Raw genomic sequence first — 17,055 nt, forward strand, 5'->3', positions numbered from 1 at the left:
AAAGATGAGCCTGACCGAGCGGGCGTACCGCCATTTGCGCGACGATCTCCTGACCTGTCGGCTGGTGCCTGGCGAGCGGATCAACATCAAGGATGTCTCCGACAGCCTTGGTTTCAGTCTCGGTGCGGTGAGGGAAGCGCTTTCGCGCCTCACCTCCGAAGGGTTCGTAACGCAGGACGAAGCGCGGGGCTTTCGCGCGACGCCGATTTCGATGGCGGATCTCAATGATCTGGTGACTGTGCGCAGCGAAATTGAGGGCCAGTGTTTGCGCCGTGCGATCGCGTGTGGCGGGATCGATTGGGAGTCTGCGATTGTCAGTGCCGCGCACCGCCTCAGCAAGACTCCGACGCGCGATCCGGCCGATCCGGCACGGCTCAACGAAGACTATGCCGATGCCCATGCCGCTTTGCATCATGCCCTTGTGGCTGCGTGCGACAGTCCTTGGTTGCTGAAGATGCGTGACTGGCTCTACAACCAATCGGAACGCTATCGCTATCTGACTGTTCCGCTCGCCAATGGTGAACGGGATCTGGCCCATGAACATGCTGAAATCGTGGCGGCGGCGCTGGCGCGCGATGCGGACCGCGCCGTCAAGTTGCTGGGCCATCACCTTGTCACGACGGCCCGCCTTTTGATCGATGCAAGGGCGGGTGCCGCAGCCGATGAGGGAATCCCTTTTCTCGGCGTCAAGGCGGGCTGAAGCCATATTCAGTTCTGCCGCTTCTGTCCGGTGCCGCCTCCGCTAGCCGGCATCAGCATATTGCTCATCCCGCCATCGACCAGCACGTCGATCCCGGTGATGTGACTGGCCAGTGGGCTGATCAGAAACAGGATGGCGTTGGCCACCTCCTCGGCCGTGCCTAGCTTGTGTAGCGCAATATTCGCTTCGCGCTCGTCCCGCGCGGTCGGATCGCTGTAGCCCGCGGCTGTCATCGGCGTGTAGGTCGGACCCGGTGACACGGTGTTGCATCGAATGCCGTCGGTGCCCCATTCGATGCTGAGCTGCCGGATCATCATCAACAATGCCGCCTTGCTGGTCGAATAGAAGCCTAGGGCAGGGGTCGGCTGGGTGGCCGACATAGACGCGGTGGCCACGAATGCGCCCTTGCTGGCTTTCAGGTGCGGGTGCGCGGCCTTGCCGAGCAGCCAGGCCGACTTGGTGTTTATAGCGAAGATACGATCGAAATCGGCGACAGGCAGATCGACGAGCGCGCCGCCCATGATGATGCCGGCATTGCTGATGACGGCATCGATGCCGCCCATGTGGGCAAGAGCGGCTGCGACGATCCGTTCGCCGCAGTACTCTTCGGCGAGATCTACAACGCAGGCAGCCGCGGCAGGGCCGATCATCTCGGCAACCTGCCTGAGGTTCTCCGCGTCGCGGTCGGCAAGGAGCATCCGGTGTTGCCCTGCGATGACCTTTCCACCCGCCAGCAGCTCGGCGCAGGCCCGGCCAATGCCACTCGCCGCACCGGTGATGATCACACGCATTTGTCTCTCCCTTTGTCGCTGGCCGGTATTGGGCCGGCAGGTCAGTCGCTCAACCCAAGCTCATCCATCAGCGCGGTGCGCAGCTTGAATTTCTGGATCTTGGACGCGGACATCGGCCATTCCTTGATGAAGCGGATGTGCCGCGGCACCTTGAACGAGGCGATGCGCGCCTTGGCGTAGGCGATCAGTTCATCCGCATCCACCGTCAGTTCGTCATTGCATTCGATATAGGCGGCGGGTATCTCAGCCAGCCGTTCGTCCGGGAGGCCCACGACTTGCGCCAGCCGGACAGCGGGATGGGTGGCAAGCACCGCCTCGACTTCGGCGGCAGCGACATTCTCGCCGCCAACCTTGAGCATGTCCTTGAAACGGCCATGGAACATGACGTGGCCGTGTTCGTCGATCGATCCGATATCGGCGCTGTGATACCAGCCTTCCAGATCAAAGGCTTCCGCTGTCTTTTTCGCGTCCTTGTAGTAGCCGTCGAACAGATTATAGCCACGGATGAGGATTTCGCCGCGTTCATCGACGCCCATTTCTTCGCCGGTCTCGGGATCCACGATCTTCATTTCGATCCCCGCAAGCGGATAACCTAGTTTCTTGAAGCCCATCTCGGGGTCCATCGCGTAGCCGCCGGTCGTTACGATGCCGGTGGCCTCGGTCATGCCCATCGTGCCGACTTGCAGCATGTTCGGGGCCTTTTCGCGATAGGCCTGCCCGACACGGTCCGGCATGAACGCGAAGCAACTGTTTTGCAGCCGGACGGACGAAAGGTCTGCGGTTTTCCACAAGGGATGGGCAATCATCGCCTGGTGGAACGTGACGAACGGCAGGAACATCATCGTTACCCGTTCGTCCTCGATCTGCCTGAGACTTTCACCCGCATCGAAATGGGGCTGGCCGATGAACGTGCCGCCTACCTCGATTGCTCCCAGCATGCAGAGCATTGCGGCGATGTGGAACAGCGGCAGCGGCGACCATGCCCGCTCGTCATGCTGAAACGCCCAGCGGTAGCGGGCCAGATTGGCGGCCTCACGCGTGACCGCCTCATGACTGAGCAGGCATCCCTTGGGATTGGCTGACGTGCCCGACGTATACAGTATCATGGCAGTGTCGCGAATGCGCACTGTCAGGCGGGTCCGGTGGATGTCCTGATCGCTGACGGTCATGGCCGCGGCGTCAAACATCGCCTGATCGATAAAGCCGGACGCGCTGCGCCCGCCGAGCATGACGATACGCCGCAGCAGCGGCGCTTCGGGCAGATGCAGGGTCCGGGCATCGGCCTGGCTGGCCAGGTCCGGGAACGCCTCGCCCAGACGTTTGCCGAAATCGACGTGCTCGCTGACCACGTCATTGGTGACAATCGTGGTCAAGTCGGCGTTCTCGGCCACGTAGGCCATTTCGGGCGCCTTGTAGCGTGCGTTCATCAAGACCGAGATGGCCCCAAGCATCGCATTGGCGAACAGGGTCTCGACGAACTCGATGCTCGACGGCAGCAGAATGCCAACATGATCGCCGCGCTTTACGCCCAGCGCCTTCAGCCCCCTGGCCCGGCGCAGCACGCTGGCGGCAACTTCGTTGTACGTCTTGCGCTCGCCTGGAAAAACCAGCGCTTCCTTGTCTCCGGCAACGTCCCTCCCTTTCAGCAAAAGGTCGCCCAGAGTCGTCGCAGAGACGCGAATTGCGGCGTAGTCCTCGCCCTTAGTGCCCACCAGTGTCCGCTCCAGAATGGTCGTTCGATTTAGATGCAAGGTTTGTTTGCAGCACGGCCGGTGGCGTGCGCCTTTCGTTGGATAGGTGCGGAAAGGGCAGGTCACCTCAAGAGCGGATTGGAAATCAAAAATCTGGAAGATCACTGGTCGGGAATTTATGATGGAAGCCTATGTCTACGATCATGTTCGCACGCCGCGCGGCAAGGGCCGTCCTGATGGCGCGCTGCATGAGGTCACGTCGGTCGAGATGGCAACGCAGCTGCTGCAGGCGTTGCAGCAGCGCAACGACCTGGACACGTCGCTTCTGGACGATGTCATTATCGGCATGGCCCAGCCGGTGGGCGAGCAAGGCGGGGTGCTGGCGCGCGCGGCGGTGCTTCAGGCCGGTTACGCCCAGACCGTCGGTGGGCAGCAGATCCATCGATTCTGCGCTACCGGCCTTGACGCCGTCAGCCTGATCGCAGCGCAGGTTCATGCGGGGATGATCCAGGCCGGTATCGGCGGGGGTGTTGAATCCATGAGCCGGACGGTCATGGGGTATGACTCGGGCGCCTGGACTTCAGATCCCGCAGTGGCTTGCCAAAATCACTATGCGCCCCAGGGTATCGGGGCGGACATGATCGCGACGCTTGATGGCTATACCCGTGAAGACGTCGACAGATTCGCGGTCGAGAGCCAGCGCAAGGCGGCCAATGCCTGGGAGCAGGGCTATTTCAAGAAGTCCATCGTCCCTGTGAAGGATGTTCTCGGCGAAGTTCTGCTCGACCATGATGAGCACATGCGCCCCGGCACGACCGTGGACAGTCTGGCCAAGCTGAAGCCGGCATTCGAAGGGTTCGGGAAGGCGGGCTTCGAGGCGGTCGCCAAGGCCAGGTATCCCGAGATCGAAGATATCAGCTACGTCCATCACGGCGGCAACAGTTCGGGCATTGTCGATGGATCAGGCCTGGTGATGGTGGGGTCGAAGGAATTCGGCGTGAAGGCCGGACTCAAGCCGCGAGGCAGGATCCGTTCCTATGCCAATATCGGATCGGAACCGACGATCATGCTGACGGCCCCGTCGGCCGTTTCGCGCAAGGCGCTCAATGCTGGCGGGATGACCGAGAAGGACATCGATCTGTGGGAGCTTAACGAGGCCTTCGCCAGCGTGGTCCTGCGCTATCAGCGCGAGATGGACATTCCCGATGACAAGATCAACGTCAACGGCGGGGCGATCGCCATGGGCCATCCGCTCGGCGCCACTGGTGCCATGCTTGTAGGCACTGTGCTGGACGAGCTGGAGCGCCGGGACCTGAACGCCGGTCTCATCACCCTTTGCGCTGCCAATGGCCTCGGCACGGCCGCGATCATCGAGCGCGTCTGAGCTCGCAACCGAAATTAGAGAGCGGGAACATCCCATGAAGACTATGCGACTGGATAAGGCCGAGGACGGCTTCGCGATCCTGACCCTTGACGCCGATGGCGCAATGAACGTCGTCAACGACGATTTCATCGCCGACATGGAGCAGGTCACCAAGCTGGTGGCCGGCGACGACGCCATCAAGGGCGTGATCGTCACGTCGGCCAAGAAGACGTTCATGGCGGGCGCCGACCTCAAGCAGCTCGTGATCGGCTTTGAGACGCTGACCCCTGCAGAAGCTTATGCCTTTTCCCAGCGCGCCACCGGAATGCATCGTGCGATCGAACACTCGGGCAAGCCCTGGGTCGCCGCGATCAACGGGCTGGCCCTGGGCGGCGGCTTCGAACTGGCGCTGGCCTGTCATCACCGCATCCTGGTCGACGATCCCAAGGCGCTCGTCGGCCTTCCCGAAGTTAACGTGGGCCTGCTGCCGGGCTCGGGCGGCACCGTGCGCCTGGGCATTATCGCGGGAATGAAGACCGCGCTCGATCTGCTGCTGTCCGGCCGCTCGGTCGGCCCGGCAGAGGCGCTGAAGCTGAAGATCGTCGACGAGGTCGTCCCTGCCGGCACGCTGATCGACGCAGCAAAGGCCTGGCTCGCCACTGGTCCCGATGCGGTGAAGCCTTGGGATGTCAAAGGCTGGGTTCCGCCTCAGAAAAAGGGCATGACCGTACCCGAGGATTCGGCTGCCTACATGATGGCCACGGGCGGCCTCGCGAAGAGTGGCTACAATCAGCCGGCCCCCTTGGCGATTCTCAATTCGGTGTTCCAGGGGCTCCAGCTCCCCTTCGACAAGGCGCTGGCGGTCGAGGGCAAGCATTTCGCCAAGCTGCTGACCAATCCCGTGGCGCGCAACATCATCCGCACCACCTTCATCTCCAGGCTGGCCGCCGAAAAGGGTGCGCGCCGTCCGGAAGGCGTGCCCAAGTTCGAGGCGAAGAAGGTCGGCGTGCTGGGCGCGGGTATGATGGGCGCCGGCATTGCCTTCGTTTCGGCCAATGCCGGGATCGATGTCGTGCTGATCGATCGCGACACGGTAACGGCCGAGAAGGGCAAGGCCTATTCGGCCAAGGTTCTCGGCAAGCTGACGCAGGACCAGGCCGACGCCGTGCTGGCACGGATCACACCGACCGACGATTTCGCGCTGCTGGAAGGATGCGATCTGGTGGTCGAGGCGGTGTTCGAGGATACCGAGATCAAGGCCGAGACCACGAAGAAGGCCGAGGCGGTGCTGCCCGCCCATGCCGTCTTTGCTTCCAACACATCGACCCTGCCGATTTCGCAGCTGGCCAAGGCTTCGCTGCGGCCCGACCAGTTCATCGGCCTGCATTTCTTCTCGCCGGTCGATCGCATGGCTCTCGTGGAAGTCATCATGGGCCAGCAGACCAGCAAGGAAACGCTGGCCAAGGGGCTCGATTTCGTCGCCCAATTGCGCAAGACGCCGATCGTCGTCAATGACAGCCGCGGCTTTTATACCAGCCGTGTGTTCCAGATGCTGATCCATGAAGGCGCGGCGATGCTGGCGGAAGGCGTACCCCCCGCCGTGATCGAGAATTCCGCAAAGGCTGTCGGCATGCCGGTAGGGCCGCTCGCGCTGCTCGATGAACTGACTCTCGACCTGCCGCTAAAGATCGTCGATCAGGCGATTGCCGAGGAAGGCGACAAGTACACGCCGCCTGCGGGAACGGCCGTGATGCGGCGCATGAAGGATGAAATCGGCCGGTCCGGCCGCAAGTCCGGCGGCGCGTTCTACGAATATCCGGAGGGCGGTAAAAAGCACCTGTGGGCCGGCCTCGGTGAATACTTCCCCGTAAAGGACGGATGGGATGTCGAAGAGCTGAAGCGGCGCTATCTCTATGCCCAGGCCATGGAAACGGCACGGTGTCTGGAAGAAGGCGTCCTCGAGACGCCCGAGGACGCCGATCTGGGTGCCGTCTATGGCTGGGGGTTCCCGACCTGGACCGGCGGGACGATCAGTTACATCGATACGATCGGCATCGAGAATTTCGTCAAAGAGGCGGACCGCATGGCGCAGCTTTACGGGCCGCGCTTCCTGCCCTCTGCCTGGCTGCGGGAAAAGGCTGCCAGAAGCGAAGCGTTCTATGCCCCGGCTGAAGACGCCAGCACCAAGGAAGCGGTGCCGGCATGAAGCGGTTGACGTTCGAGCCCGAGCACGAGCAGTTCCGCGACAGCGTCGTCAAGTTCATGAAGGCGGAAGTGGGGCCCCATGCCGAACGTTTCCGCGAGCAGGGCATCGTTGACCGCGAACTGTTTCGGAAAGCGGGCGCTCAGGGACTGCTGTGCACTTGGGCCGATGAGAAATATGGCGGGGCGGGGACCGATGATTTCCGCTTCGAGCAGATCATCATCGAAGAAAACATGCGCCACGGCGACATCGGTTTCTATATCAATCTGCATAACGATCTCGTCGCGCCCTACATCGCCAAGTTGGGCACGGAGGAGCAGAAGGATCGCTGGATGCCGGGCATCGTCAGCGGGGATAAGATCCTTGCCGTCGCGATGACCGAGCCATCGACCGGCAGCGACCTGGCCGGCATGCGCTCCAGCGCGGTGGACAAGGGCGATCACTGGCTGCTGAACGGCGCCAAGACCTATATCTCCAACGGCATCCTGAGTGATTTGATTGTGGTGGCGGCGCGCACCGATCCGGAAAGCCGCCACGGCCTGGGGCTGTTTGTCGTCGAGCGGGGCATGGAAGGCTTCGAGCGCGGTCGCAAACTTGAGAAGATGGGCATGAAGGCGCAGGATACTGCCGAACTCTTTTTCAGCGACGTCAAGGTGCCGAAGGACAATGTGCTGGGCGATCCGGCGCAGGGGTTCCGTTATCTGGCCCGCTTTCTAGCTCAGGAACGTCTCGTTGCCGCGATTGGCTTCATGGCCACCGCGCAGACCGCGTTCGACATCACGCTCGACTACGTCAAGGAACGCAAGGCGTTCGGCAAGCCCATCGGGGCGTTTCAGAACAGCCGCTTCAAGATGGCATCCATGCGCGCTGAACTGGATGCGATCCAGACATATGTCGATCAATGCGTACTGCTCCTCAACGCTGGCGAACTTAGCGCAGAGGATGCGTCGGCTGCCAAGCTGCTAGCGAGCGAGCTTGAGGGTCGGGTCATGGACGAATGTGTCCAACTCCACGGCGGGGCGGGCTACATGGAAGAATATCGGATCTGCCGCATGTATACGGATGCGCGCATCAGCCGCATTTTTGCCGGTACGAGCGAGATCATGCGCGAGATCATCGGACGCGGCCTCGGGCTGGATGAGAGAAAGCTCGGCTGATGGCAGTGCTGGATATCGATCGGCTACTTTCCTATCCGGTGCCGGAATATCGTGAATCCTACGATTTGCGCGACACGATTCTTTATGCTCTCGGGGTCGGGGCAGGGCTATCAGAAAACGTCGATGAGCTTGGTTTCCTTTACGAACGTGACCTCAAGGCGCTGCCGACGATGGCATTGGTGCTGGGAACGCCCGGCTTCTGGGCCATGGACCCGAAGACCGGGCTGGACTGGCAGCATATCCTGCACGGGGAAGAATCGCTCGTGCTACATCGGCCGATCGAGGCTGAAGGCGAACTGGTCGGTAAAACGTGGGTCGAGGATATCGCCGACAAGGGGCCTGGCAAACCGGTCATGATCCGAAGCCGCCGGACGCTTTCGACACTTTCGGGGCTGCTCGTGGCGGAAATGTCTGAATTGTGGGTGGTGCGCGGCGCAGGCGGTTTTGGCGGCGAGCGCAACCTTCCGGGCGAACCTTTGCCGCCGCTGCCCGATCTGCCAGCCGACTGCACCATCGAACTCCCGACCAGCCGCAATCAGGCGCTGATCTATCGTTTGTCGGGTGACCGTAATCCGCTTCACGCCGATCCCGAACTGGCCAGAAGCGTCGGTTTCGATGGACCGATCCTGCACGGGCTATCGACCATGGGCGTGATCGGCCGGGCACTGATCCATATGTGCGCGGAGGGCAATCCCCGTCACCTGCGCTCTATGAAGCTGCGCTTTACGGCGCCAGTCGTGCCCGGGGACGTAATAGCGACCGAGATCTGGGACGAAGGGGATGGCTCGGCGCGTTTCCGTGCATCGGTGCCCGCACGCGGTGTGGTCGTCGCGGATTGCGGTATCGCCACGTTCGGCAGGATATGATTCCCAGCACAGTCATCGCGGTTCCCGCTCATCCTGCTCCGGCTGCGGCCGGGTTGTCATTCCTGGTCGGCACTTGTGTTATCTTGGCCGCGATCCTGCTGTGGTGGCTGTTGTCGGGCGAACGTCACCGGCACGGTTATATGCTGCCACTGGTGTTCGCAGGCACGGCGCTCTCCGCCGTTCTGATCGAGCCGATCTTCGACAATACGCTGCTCTACTGGTATCCGCCGGTCAACGATCTTGCGTTTTTCCGTGGCTACGACAGGACGATCCCGTACTACGTGCCGCTGGGCTACGCGTGGTTTTTCGGCGGTAATGCCTATCTGCTTGCACGGCTGTTCGCGAAAGGGGTCGGCCGGGGACTGGTGTGGCTGCTGTTCGCCGGCACTGTGGCGATCGACTGGCTGGCAGTCTCGATTTGTGAGTGGCTTGACCTCAGTGCCTTTTATGGCCCGCAGCCGTTCCATCTTGTCGGTTCGCCGCTGTGGTTCTCGTTTTGCGACGCCACCGGCGCTTTCGTACTGGCGGCAGCCTTGCGCCTGTTCGGCAATCACCTGACCGGCGAGCGGCAGGCGTGGTTGCTTGTCCTGCCCACGTTCACGTACGGTGGAACGCTGGGCTCGGTGACGGCGCCTGTCTCGCTGGCGCTCAATTCCGGCTGGTCCGCGCCGTGGGTCTGGGCAGGAGGCGCAGCTACGATGGTGCTGTGCATGATGGCGATACACGTGATCGCCGGGTTCGCCTCTCGGGAGCGCGGCTGAGACCATCAACGCGCATACGTTGACACCAGGATCAAGCTTCACCGGACCACGCGTGCGCGGATCACGCAGGCCAGCTGGGCGCCCGCTCGTGCATCGCGGAAAAGGCTGGACGCATCGCTTCGGGTACCTGGCCTATGCCGACGCCGGTGCCGAAGTTGACGCCGCGACGTTCGTAGATCCGCCATCCCGCCGGCGTCCGGCGCAAGCGGTCTTCGTAGCCGCCCACTGCCAGCAGCTCGCTAGGGCGCAGCGGATCGGCGTCGGCAATGGCGAACCAGTGCCAGGCTAGAACGCGGCTCGCAGCGCGGGCTTCATCACCGGTGACTTCGATCATGAGATTGCTGACGTTGTGCGAACAGCCCAGCAGGGCGCCCCGGTAAGCCATGCACTGGGCATGGATCGCCTCGCGCCCGACGGCCAGGGTGGCGCCGAACTCGATACGCCCGTCCTCCGCGAAGACCTCGTCGGCGACACGGTGGAATTGCAGGGAATCGATCAGGTGCGCGTAGCGGTAAACGCATTCTTCGATGGCGATGCGATCGGCGATCGTCTGCAATTCCAGGCTCATGGCAAGTTTACTCCCTGGCGCACAGCAAGTTGGGACATGCAGCCCCATGGCTGCGCCGTTCGCGCGGGTCGGTGCCAGCCCGCGCACCTTGGTGTCAGCTGCAGCCGACGATGCCCCCATCGACCGGGAGCTGTGCTCCGGTTACATAGGCTCCCGCGCGCGAGCACAGGAAGATCACGATACCGGCGATGTCCTCGGGCGTGCCCATCCGCTTCATCGGGATGTGTGCCAGCAATGCCGGGTCGACCGTATCCTCGTCCCGCATGTGCGCGGTCATTTTGGTTGGGAAGAAGCCAGGGATAACCGCGTTGACAGTGATATTGCGGTCTGCAAGGTCGCCGGCCAGATCCCGGCTCATCATGTGGACTGCGGCCTTGCTGGCAGCGTAGCTGTAGGCGTGAAGCTTCTCGGTCCTCATGCCCGCGACTGATCCGATGTTGATGACACGCGCCGGGTCGAATGCCGATCCGGCGGCTGCGAGTTCAGGCAGCAGTTCGCGGATAATCGTGAAGGGCGTCTGGACATTAACGGCCATGACGCCGGGCCAGGCTTTGTCCGGGAAGCTGTCGATCTCGCCGCCCCAGGTCTTGCCGGCATTGTTGACGAGGATATTGCACTGGCCGACCGCGCCGCGATAGCGGGCGACGAGATCGACTGCCGCCTCGGGAGTGGAAAGATCGGCGGGCAGGGCAATGCACTGGCCGAGCGATGCCATCTCTGCTGCTGCCGCCTCGCAGATGTCGGCCTTGCGTGAAGTGATGGCAACCGTGGCGCCAGCCTTGAGCAGGCCTTCTGCGATCATGCGCCCAAGTCCTTGTGCGCCCCCGGTTACAAGCGCCTTCTTTCCGGCGAGACTGAACAAATCACTCACATCGACACCACGACTTTGCCGAACTTGTGGCTGTCACGCAGGTGGAGCAGGGCTTCCTTGGCCTGGTCGAGCGGATATGTCGCCTCGATCACCGGCTTGATCTTGTGTGTGTCGGCGAAGGCCAGCATGTCCTGGAAATCCTGCGGATCGCCAACCTGGCTGCCCACGATGCTGGCGCTTTTCAGGAAAATGTCAGTCGCGTTGAATTTCACTTCGTTGCCGGCGGTCGAACCATAGATTACGATCCGCGCGCCCGGATTGATAGCGCGCACGTAATTGGCGAAGCTGGGCGAGGGGGCACCGTCGAGTACCACGTCGATGCCTCCGGTCAGCTTGCCCACCTGCTTGCGCCAGTCGGGATCGGTATAGAGCAGGCCGCCCTTTGCCCCCATGGCAACGGCACGGTCGATCACGTCCTGGCTTTCACCGGTAACATAGACGTTAGCGCGTTTGGCCACCGCGAAAGCGAGACCGAACGTTGCCACGCCGCCGCCCACGCCGCTGATGAGCAGCGTTTCGCCGGCCTGGAGTTGGCCTTTGAACATGAGCGCTCGCCAGGAGGTCAGTGCCGTGAGCGGCATCGCGCCTGCTTCCTCGAAGGTCATGAACGCCGGCTTGGGCGCGAGGTTTTCCGCCGGAACGCAGATATATTCGGCGATGGTACCAGCAAACGGCATGCCCAGCAGGCCGAAGTCCGCCGCTGGTGCGTGACGGTTCGGCCCCCAGTTTCGGGCCGGATACAAAACGACTTCGTCGCCTTCGCCTACGCCCGAAACACCATCTCCGATCATGTCCACGACACCAGCACCGTCGCAGCCCAGCGAGACCGGCACCACCATGCCGGGATACTGGCCGTGGGTGATGAACAACTCGCGGTGATTTACTGAGGCGGCTTTGACCGCAACGCGGACTTCACCAGGGCCCGGAACCGGCGTCTCGATATCCTTTACGACGACGGAATCCGGTCCATCGGTCTTTTCGAGATAGAGAGCCTTCATGGTCAACCTTTCCTATTTTGCCGTCCGTTCGGCTTTTGCCGTTGATTCTGGGGCAACGATTCGACGCCGTGGCGCGGATCGTTCCCTCTCTCTCCTGCGTGGACAATGTCGCTGTGATTTGATGACCTATCTGCCGATAGGGAAGAAGGATTGCATTTATGATTTCATTGCCCGAAATATATTTCAGTTGAAAGAACGAATCGCACCAAGCGATTCGCGGGAGAGACACAATGAGCGTTGTTCCAACGACTATCCTGCCGCCGCGCGTGACGCGCACGCTTGTGCATCGACCGGCCTTAGAGGCTTTGACAGACAAGATCGCCCAGTCGCGGCTGACGGCAGTTTCCGCACCTGCAGGCAGCGGAAAAACCACCGCCATGCTCTTTTGGGCTGATCTCCTGAAAGAGCAAGGAAGGCCTGTCCTGTGGTTGGCGGCGCGGGCCGGGATCGAGAGTAAACGCTCGTTTCTGATGGCGCTCCAGGCTGCGGGCGTTGCCGCCGGTCTTGGGTGGGATGGCCTGAACGAGGACGCGGCCGACATGGACTGGCTCCACATGATCGCCTCTAACGAGACGGCGAGGCCGGTCATCGTTGTTGATGACGCGCAACTGCTGGGCGAACCTGTCCTGGACTTCCTCGGCCAGCTTTCAGCCAGCGCGCGCGATGCCTTGACGATCATCGTCGCGTCCCGAGGAACCATCGGGCTACCGCTTGCGCGCATGCGTGCGCTCGGGTTCCTGGTCGAGGTCGGCAATGGGGAACTCGCCTTCACGCTTGCTGAAGCGACCGAACTGGTATCGCGCAGCGTCGGCGGACCGATTGATGCTCAGACCTTGCAGGACATCGTTCGCGACACGCAGGGCTGGGTGTCGGGTATTGTCATGGCCTGTGATCTTTACCGCCGAGAGGGCATGGGCAAGAGTAATATGCGGCTTACCGGACTGCGTCCGGAGTTCGCAGAATATTTTCACGAGGAGGTCGTCGGGCAACAGACCGACGAGGTCCGCCGTTTCCTCGTCGACACGTCGATTCTTGACGAATTGACGCCGTCTGCCTGCGCTGCGGTCACCGGCGACGAAAATGCGCGCAAGATGCTGGATCATGTGTTCCGTCAGGGGCTGTTCCTTCATGCCATCGATCAGGAGCATAGCCGGTATTCCTATCATCGGCTGTTTCGCGAGATGGTGCTGGGCCGGCTGATGGACAGGGCGCCCGCTCGTGCCGCCGTCATGCACCGCCGCGCGAGTGAGCATTTTGCCGCAGAAGGCCAGCTTCCGAGAGCCATCGAACATGCGCGGCTAAGCGGCAGCCAGGACTTCCTGGCGGAGCAACTCGACCGCCTTGCGGACCCGCTTACGTATTCCGGATATCTCTATCGTATAGATGAACTGGGAGCCGAATTGCCGTGGTCGGTGCTGTCGGGTCATCCCAATTTGCTGCTCGCCCTGGCATGGCGCCGTATCAGGCAATTGTCCTTTGCTTCGGCAGAACGTCTGATCGCTGCCGCAAGCGCGGCTTGCGGAACACAGGTCGCATGCGGCGTGTTGTCCGACCATGAGGCGGCAGAGTTTGCGCTTACCATCCGTCATCGTCAGGTCATGCTGCACGCGGCGCGCGATGATATGGTCAGCGTCGAGGCTGAAGCGGAGGCGCTGCTGAGCGAACTGGGCGATGGCCATGCCTACCTGAGTTGCACACTGCTGGCCCAGCTGATGTCAGCGCGACGGGAACTCTACCATTTCGGCGACATGCTGAAGCTGGAGGCGGAAACCCGCGTGGCGCTCTCCCGGCCGGGCTCGGATTTTGCCTCGATCGCTCTCAAAGCATCCGTCGCGCCTACCCTTATGGCGCAGGGCAAGACGCAGATGGCGCGGCGCTTTCTGGATGAGGCATTTGCTCTGGCCCGCCAGCTTCATGGCGATGGCTCGGGCGTTGCAGCCCTTCCGGCGCTGCCGCTGGCCGAGATGCTCTACGATGCCAACGACATCGACGCCGCCGCCGAACTGACTGAAAGCTATCTGCCGGTGGTCCGGCAGTGGGCCTTCGCTGACCAGATGGCCTCGGGCTTTCTCGTTACGGCCCGGCTTCGCGCGGCACGCGGCGATCTTGCCGGGGCCCTGTCCATTCTGAACGATGCCCACCTCGTCGCGATCGAATGCGGGCTCCTGAGGCTGAGGTCGATCGTGGTGGCGGAAGAGGTGCGGTTGCTGGTGAAGGCCGGACATGTCGAGGAGGCCGAGCGGCATTTCCTCGCAGGCGATCCGCAGATCGATGGTGAACCGGTCCCGACCTTGCGTCCGACCCGGAGGAACGAAAGCATCGCGATTGCGTGGCTACGGATCGAGATGCAGCACCACCGGCTTGGGCGTGCGCGTAAGGTCGCACACCGCTGGCTTGAGTTCGTGAAGCGCAGCGGGGCCATTCGCTCGGCCGTGACATTCGAACTGCTCCTTGCGGAAATCGCGGTGCTTCAGGGGAACCGTTCGGAAGCGCGCCGGGCCGTTCGTGCGGCCGTGGAAATGGCAGAGCCGGCGGGCTGGGTCCGCATCTTCATTGATGAGGGTGAGGTGATCTCGACCCTGCTGACCGAGGCGTATGCCAATGGTCCGGACCTGGAAACCCCGGCAGATCGGTTCGCTGTCAAGCTTGTGTCGCTGATGCGGGGCGGCCCCAGGATCGAAAGCGACGAGACCGAGGATGACGAATTCGGGCTCACCGGCCGACTTGCCAATCGGGAAGTGGATATTCTCACCATGGTCGGTGGCGGACTGCGCAATCGTGAGATCGGCGACAGGCTGGGCCTGACCGAGGGCACGGTCAAATGGTACATGCAGCAGATATACGACAAGTTGGGCGTGCGCCGACGGCCGCAGGCAGTTCAGCGTGCGCGGCAACTGGGCATCCTTCCCTGACGCTTCGGCGGCCTCCTACCGAAGGATAGATTACTCTGGAAGCGCCACTTGCAAAGCGCGCTTGGCGCGAAAGGAAAAGTCATGGCCAAACGAAAAGTAATTATCAGCTGCGCTGTCACCGGCGCGATCCATACGCCGTCGATGTCTCCCTATCTGCCCATCACGGCGGAAGACATAGCCGAATCGGCGATCGGGGCGGCAGAGGCGGGGGCCGCGATCATCCATCTTCATGCACGCAATCCGGTTGACGGTCGGCCGGACCAGAACCCGGATCTGTTCGAACCCTTCCTCAAGGTTATCAAGCAGCGCAGCGACGCGGTGCTCAATCTGACCACCGGCGGCCATCCGTCCATGCCGGTCGAAGAGCGCATCCGCCCGGCCCGGACCTTCGCACCAGAAGTGGCCAGCCTCAACATGGGGACGATGGGCTTTGGACTTTTCCCGATGCTGGAGCGCTACAAGGATTTCAAGCATGACTGGGAGCCGGCCGCGCTGGAAGCTTCGCGCGATCTTGTGTTCAAGAACACGTATGCTGACATTGAACATCTGCTGACGACGCTTTCGCCGCTCGGCACGCGGTTCGAATTTGAATGCTACGACACCAGCCATCTTTACAATCTCAAGTATTTCCTTGATCGCGGCCTTGTGAAGGCGCCCCTGTTCATCCAGACTTGCTTTGGGATTCTGGGAGGTATCGGCAGCCATCCCGATGATATCATGCACATGAAGCGGACGGCCGACCGGCTGTTTGGCGATCAGTATCAATGGTCGGTTCTGGGCGCTGGTGCGCGGCAGATGAGCATTGTCGCGATGGCGGCTTCTATGGGAGGCAACATTCGCGTGGGTCTGGAGGATTCGCTCTGGGGCGGCCCGGGCCGCCTGGCTGAGACGAACGCCGAGCAGGTTCGTACCGCACGTCAGATCATCGAAGGCATGGGGCTGGAAGCGGCTAACGCAGATGAGGCACGCGAAATGCTCGACCTCAAGGGCGGCGACCGGACGAACATCTGATGACGGAAGGCAAGGGGCCGCTCGCCGGCATCCGTATTGTCGAAATAGACGCAATTGGACCGGTTCCCCTGGCAGCCATGTTGCTTGCGGACTTGGGGGCCGACATCGTGCGGGTTGCCCGTCCGGCAACCGCAGGGGGCGGGGATTGGGAAGATGTCGGCGGCGACATCCTGCATCGTAGCCGTTCAGTCACGCACCTCGACCTCAAGAATGACCGGCATCGCGCGCTGCTGCTCGACCTGATCGAGCGGGCCGATGGCTTGATCGAGGGCTATCGCCCGGGGGTGATGGAGCGCCTTGGTGTGGGGCCCGAGGTGTGCCTTGCCCGCAATCCGCGGCTGGTCTTCGGCCGGATGACGGGATGGGGGCAGTCCGGGCCGCTGGCCCTGCGTGCCGGGCACGACATCAATTATCTCTCGATTACCGGAGCCCTGCACGCAATGGGGGCGAAGGGTGAGCCGCCACCGGTCCCGCTCAACCTTGTCGGGGACTATGGCGGTGGTTCGATGTTCCTGATCATGGGCATGCTCAGCGCGCTCCTTTCCGCGAAGATGACCGGAAAGGGACAGGTAGTCGATGTCGCTATTACGGATGGCGTCGTCTCGTTGATGAGCCTGTTCTATGCATGGCTACCCAAGGGCCTGTGGAGCGATGAACCCGCCACCAACCTGCTTGACGGCGCGGCTCCTTTCTATCGCTGCTATACTTGCGCCGATGGGCGGCATGTCGCGGTTGGATCTCTTGAGCCCAAGTTTTTCGCACAAATGGTTGCGGGGCTGGGGCTTGCCGATCGAGAGTACGATCAGAACGACCGGGCAGGATGGCCGGTTATGCAGGCAGACTTCGCGGCGGCTTTCGCGTCACGAACCCGCGACGAATGGGCTGCGGTGTTCGAAGCGACCGATGCCTGTGTCACGCCGGTGCTTTCGATGGAAGAGGCACCTGTGCATCCGCACAACCACGAGCGCGCCATATTCGTCGACCGGAACGCCACGAAGCAGCCTGCTCCGGCGCCGCGATTGTCGGTGACACCGGGAACCGTAGAGGAGCCGCAAGTGCTCGACATCTCGGATGCAATCGAATCGTGGTCATGATGACCAGGAGGGCCATTTAATGGCACGCGACCTTCTCCCGGCCATATGCTTGAGGGCGCCCAGCGGAAA

Annotated in this window: 14 protein-coding genes; 9 read left to right on the forward strand and 5 right to left on the reverse strand. The window is 62.1% G+C overall.

Annotated elements, in window-relative coordinates; all coding sequences use genetic code 11:
• The first annotated feature begins 4 nt into the window (after positions 1-4).
• Positions 5-700, forward strand: coding sequence for a GntR family transcriptional regulator (locus tag IEX64_RS12755; protein ID WP_229710246.1), 696 nt, complete (start codon positions 5-7; stop codon positions 698-700).
• Positions 701-708: 8 nt separating this feature from the next.
• On the opposite strand, the gene IEX64_RS12760 is transcribed toward IEX64_RS12755, so the two are convergent.
• Both IEX64_RS12760 and IEX64_RS12765 read right to left on the reverse strand, forming a co-directional pair.
• Complete coding sequence (locus tag IEX64_RS12760) at positions 709-1,491, reverse strand: SDR family NAD(P)-dependent oxidoreductase (RefSeq protein WP_188820056.1); 783 nt, start codon at positions 1,489-1,491, stop codon at positions 709-711.
• A gap of 41 nt (positions 1,492-1,532) precedes the next feature.
• Complete coding sequence (locus IEX64_RS12765) at positions 1,533-3,242, reverse strand: class I adenylate-forming enzyme family protein (protein ID WP_229710254.1); 1,710 nt, start codon at positions 3,240-3,242, stop codon at positions 1,533-1,535.
• 121 nt (positions 3,243-3,363) lie between these two features.
• On the opposite strand from IEX64_RS12765, the gene IEX64_RS12770 reads away from it, so the two are divergent.
• From IEX64_RS12770 to IEX64_RS12790, 5 genes are read left to right on the forward strand one after another with little or no spacing between them, the layout of a single operon-like run.
• Positions 3,364-4,566 (forward strand): acetyl-CoA C-acetyltransferase, encoded by a 1,203-nt coding sequence (locus IEX64_RS12770; protein WP_188820147.1) that lies wholly within the window; start codon positions 3,364-3,366, stop codon positions 4,564-4,566.
• A gap of 34 nt (positions 4,567-4,600) precedes the next feature.
• A complete protein-coding gene (locus IEX64_RS12775) occupies positions 4,601-6,751 on the forward strand; it encodes a 3-hydroxyacyl-CoA dehydrogenase NAD-binding domain-containing protein (protein ID WP_188820057.1) in 2,151 nt (716 codons plus the stop codon).
• Positions 6,748-7,905 carry an acyl-CoA dehydrogenase family protein gene (locus tag IEX64_RS12780; RefSeq protein WP_188820058.1) on the forward strand — a complete coding sequence of 386 codons (1,158 nt, stop codon included), beginning with the start codon at positions 6,748-6,750 and terminating at the stop codon, positions 7,903-7,905. Before IEX64_RS12775 ends, IEX64_RS12780 begins: the two co-directional genes overlap by 4 nt.
• On the forward strand, positions 7,905-8,771 hold the full coding sequence (locus IEX64_RS12785) for a MaoC/PaaZ C-terminal domain-containing protein (protein ID WP_188820059.1): 867 nt from the start codon (positions 7,905-7,907) through the stop codon (positions 8,769-8,771). Before IEX64_RS12780 ends, IEX64_RS12785 begins: the two co-directional genes overlap by 1 nt.
• Positions 8,768-9,532 (forward strand): hypothetical protein, encoded by a 765-nt coding sequence (locus tag IEX64_RS12790; protein WP_188820060.1) that lies wholly within the window; start codon positions 8,768-8,770, stop codon positions 9,530-9,532. Before IEX64_RS12785 ends, IEX64_RS12790 begins: the two co-directional genes overlap by 4 nt.
• A gap of 61 nt (positions 9,533-9,593) precedes the next feature.
• Here the strand turns inward: IEX64_RS12790 and IEX64_RS12795 are convergent, their stop codons facing one another.
• From IEX64_RS12795 to IEX64_RS12805, 3 genes are all read right to left on the reverse strand, one after another.
• Complete coding sequence (locus IEX64_RS12795) at positions 9,594-10,100, reverse strand: nuclear transport factor 2 family protein (RefSeq protein ID WP_188820061.1); 507 nt, start codon at positions 10,098-10,100, stop codon at positions 9,594-9,596.
• Between the two features lie 94 nt (positions 10,101-10,194).
• The gene (locus tag IEX64_RS12800; protein WP_188820062.1) at positions 10,195-10,971 is read right to left on the reverse strand and encodes an SDR family oxidoreductase; all 777 of its coding nucleotides are present in this window, start codon (positions 10,969-10,971) and stop codon (positions 10,195-10,197) included.
• A complete protein-coding gene (locus IEX64_RS12805; RefSeq protein WP_188820063.1) occupies positions 10,968-11,969 on the reverse strand; it encodes a quinone oxidoreductase family protein in 1,002 nt (333 codons plus the stop codon). Before IEX64_RS12805 ends, IEX64_RS12800 begins: the two co-directional genes overlap by 4 nt.
• 230 nt (positions 11,970-12,199) lie before the next feature.
• On the opposite strand from IEX64_RS12805, the gene IEX64_RS12810 reads away from it, so the two are divergent.
• The 3 genes from IEX64_RS12810 to IEX64_RS12820 all read left to right on the forward strand — a co-directional run bounded on the left by IEX64_RS12810 (position 12,200) and on the right by IEX64_RS12820 (position 16,986).
• On the forward strand, positions 12,200-14,881 hold the full coding sequence (locus tag IEX64_RS12810) for a winged helix-turn-helix domain-containing protein (protein ID WP_188820064.1): 2,682 nt from the start codon (positions 12,200-12,202) through the stop codon (positions 14,879-14,881).
• Between the two features lie 81 nt (positions 14,882-14,962).
• Positions 14,963-15,892 (forward strand): 3,5-dioxohexanoate:acetyl-CoA acetone transferase, encoded by a 930-nt coding sequence (gene kce, locus IEX64_RS12815; protein WP_188820065.1) that lies wholly within the window; start codon positions 14,963-14,965, stop codon positions 15,890-15,892.
• Entirely contained in the window at positions 15,892-16,986 is a 1,095-nt protein-coding gene (locus tag IEX64_RS12820; RefSeq protein ID WP_188820066.1) for a CaiB/BaiF CoA transferase family protein, read from the forward strand. The genes kce and IEX64_RS12820 overlap by 1 nt, the downstream gene beginning before the upstream one ends.
• Positions 16,987-17,055 lie beyond the last annotated feature (69 nt).

The organism is Novosphingobium indicum (genome assembly GCF_014645195.1).
In the GTDB taxonomy this organism is placed as follows: domain Bacteria; phylum Pseudomonadota; class Alphaproteobacteria; order Sphingomonadales; family Sphingomonadaceae; genus Novosphingobium; species Novosphingobium indicum.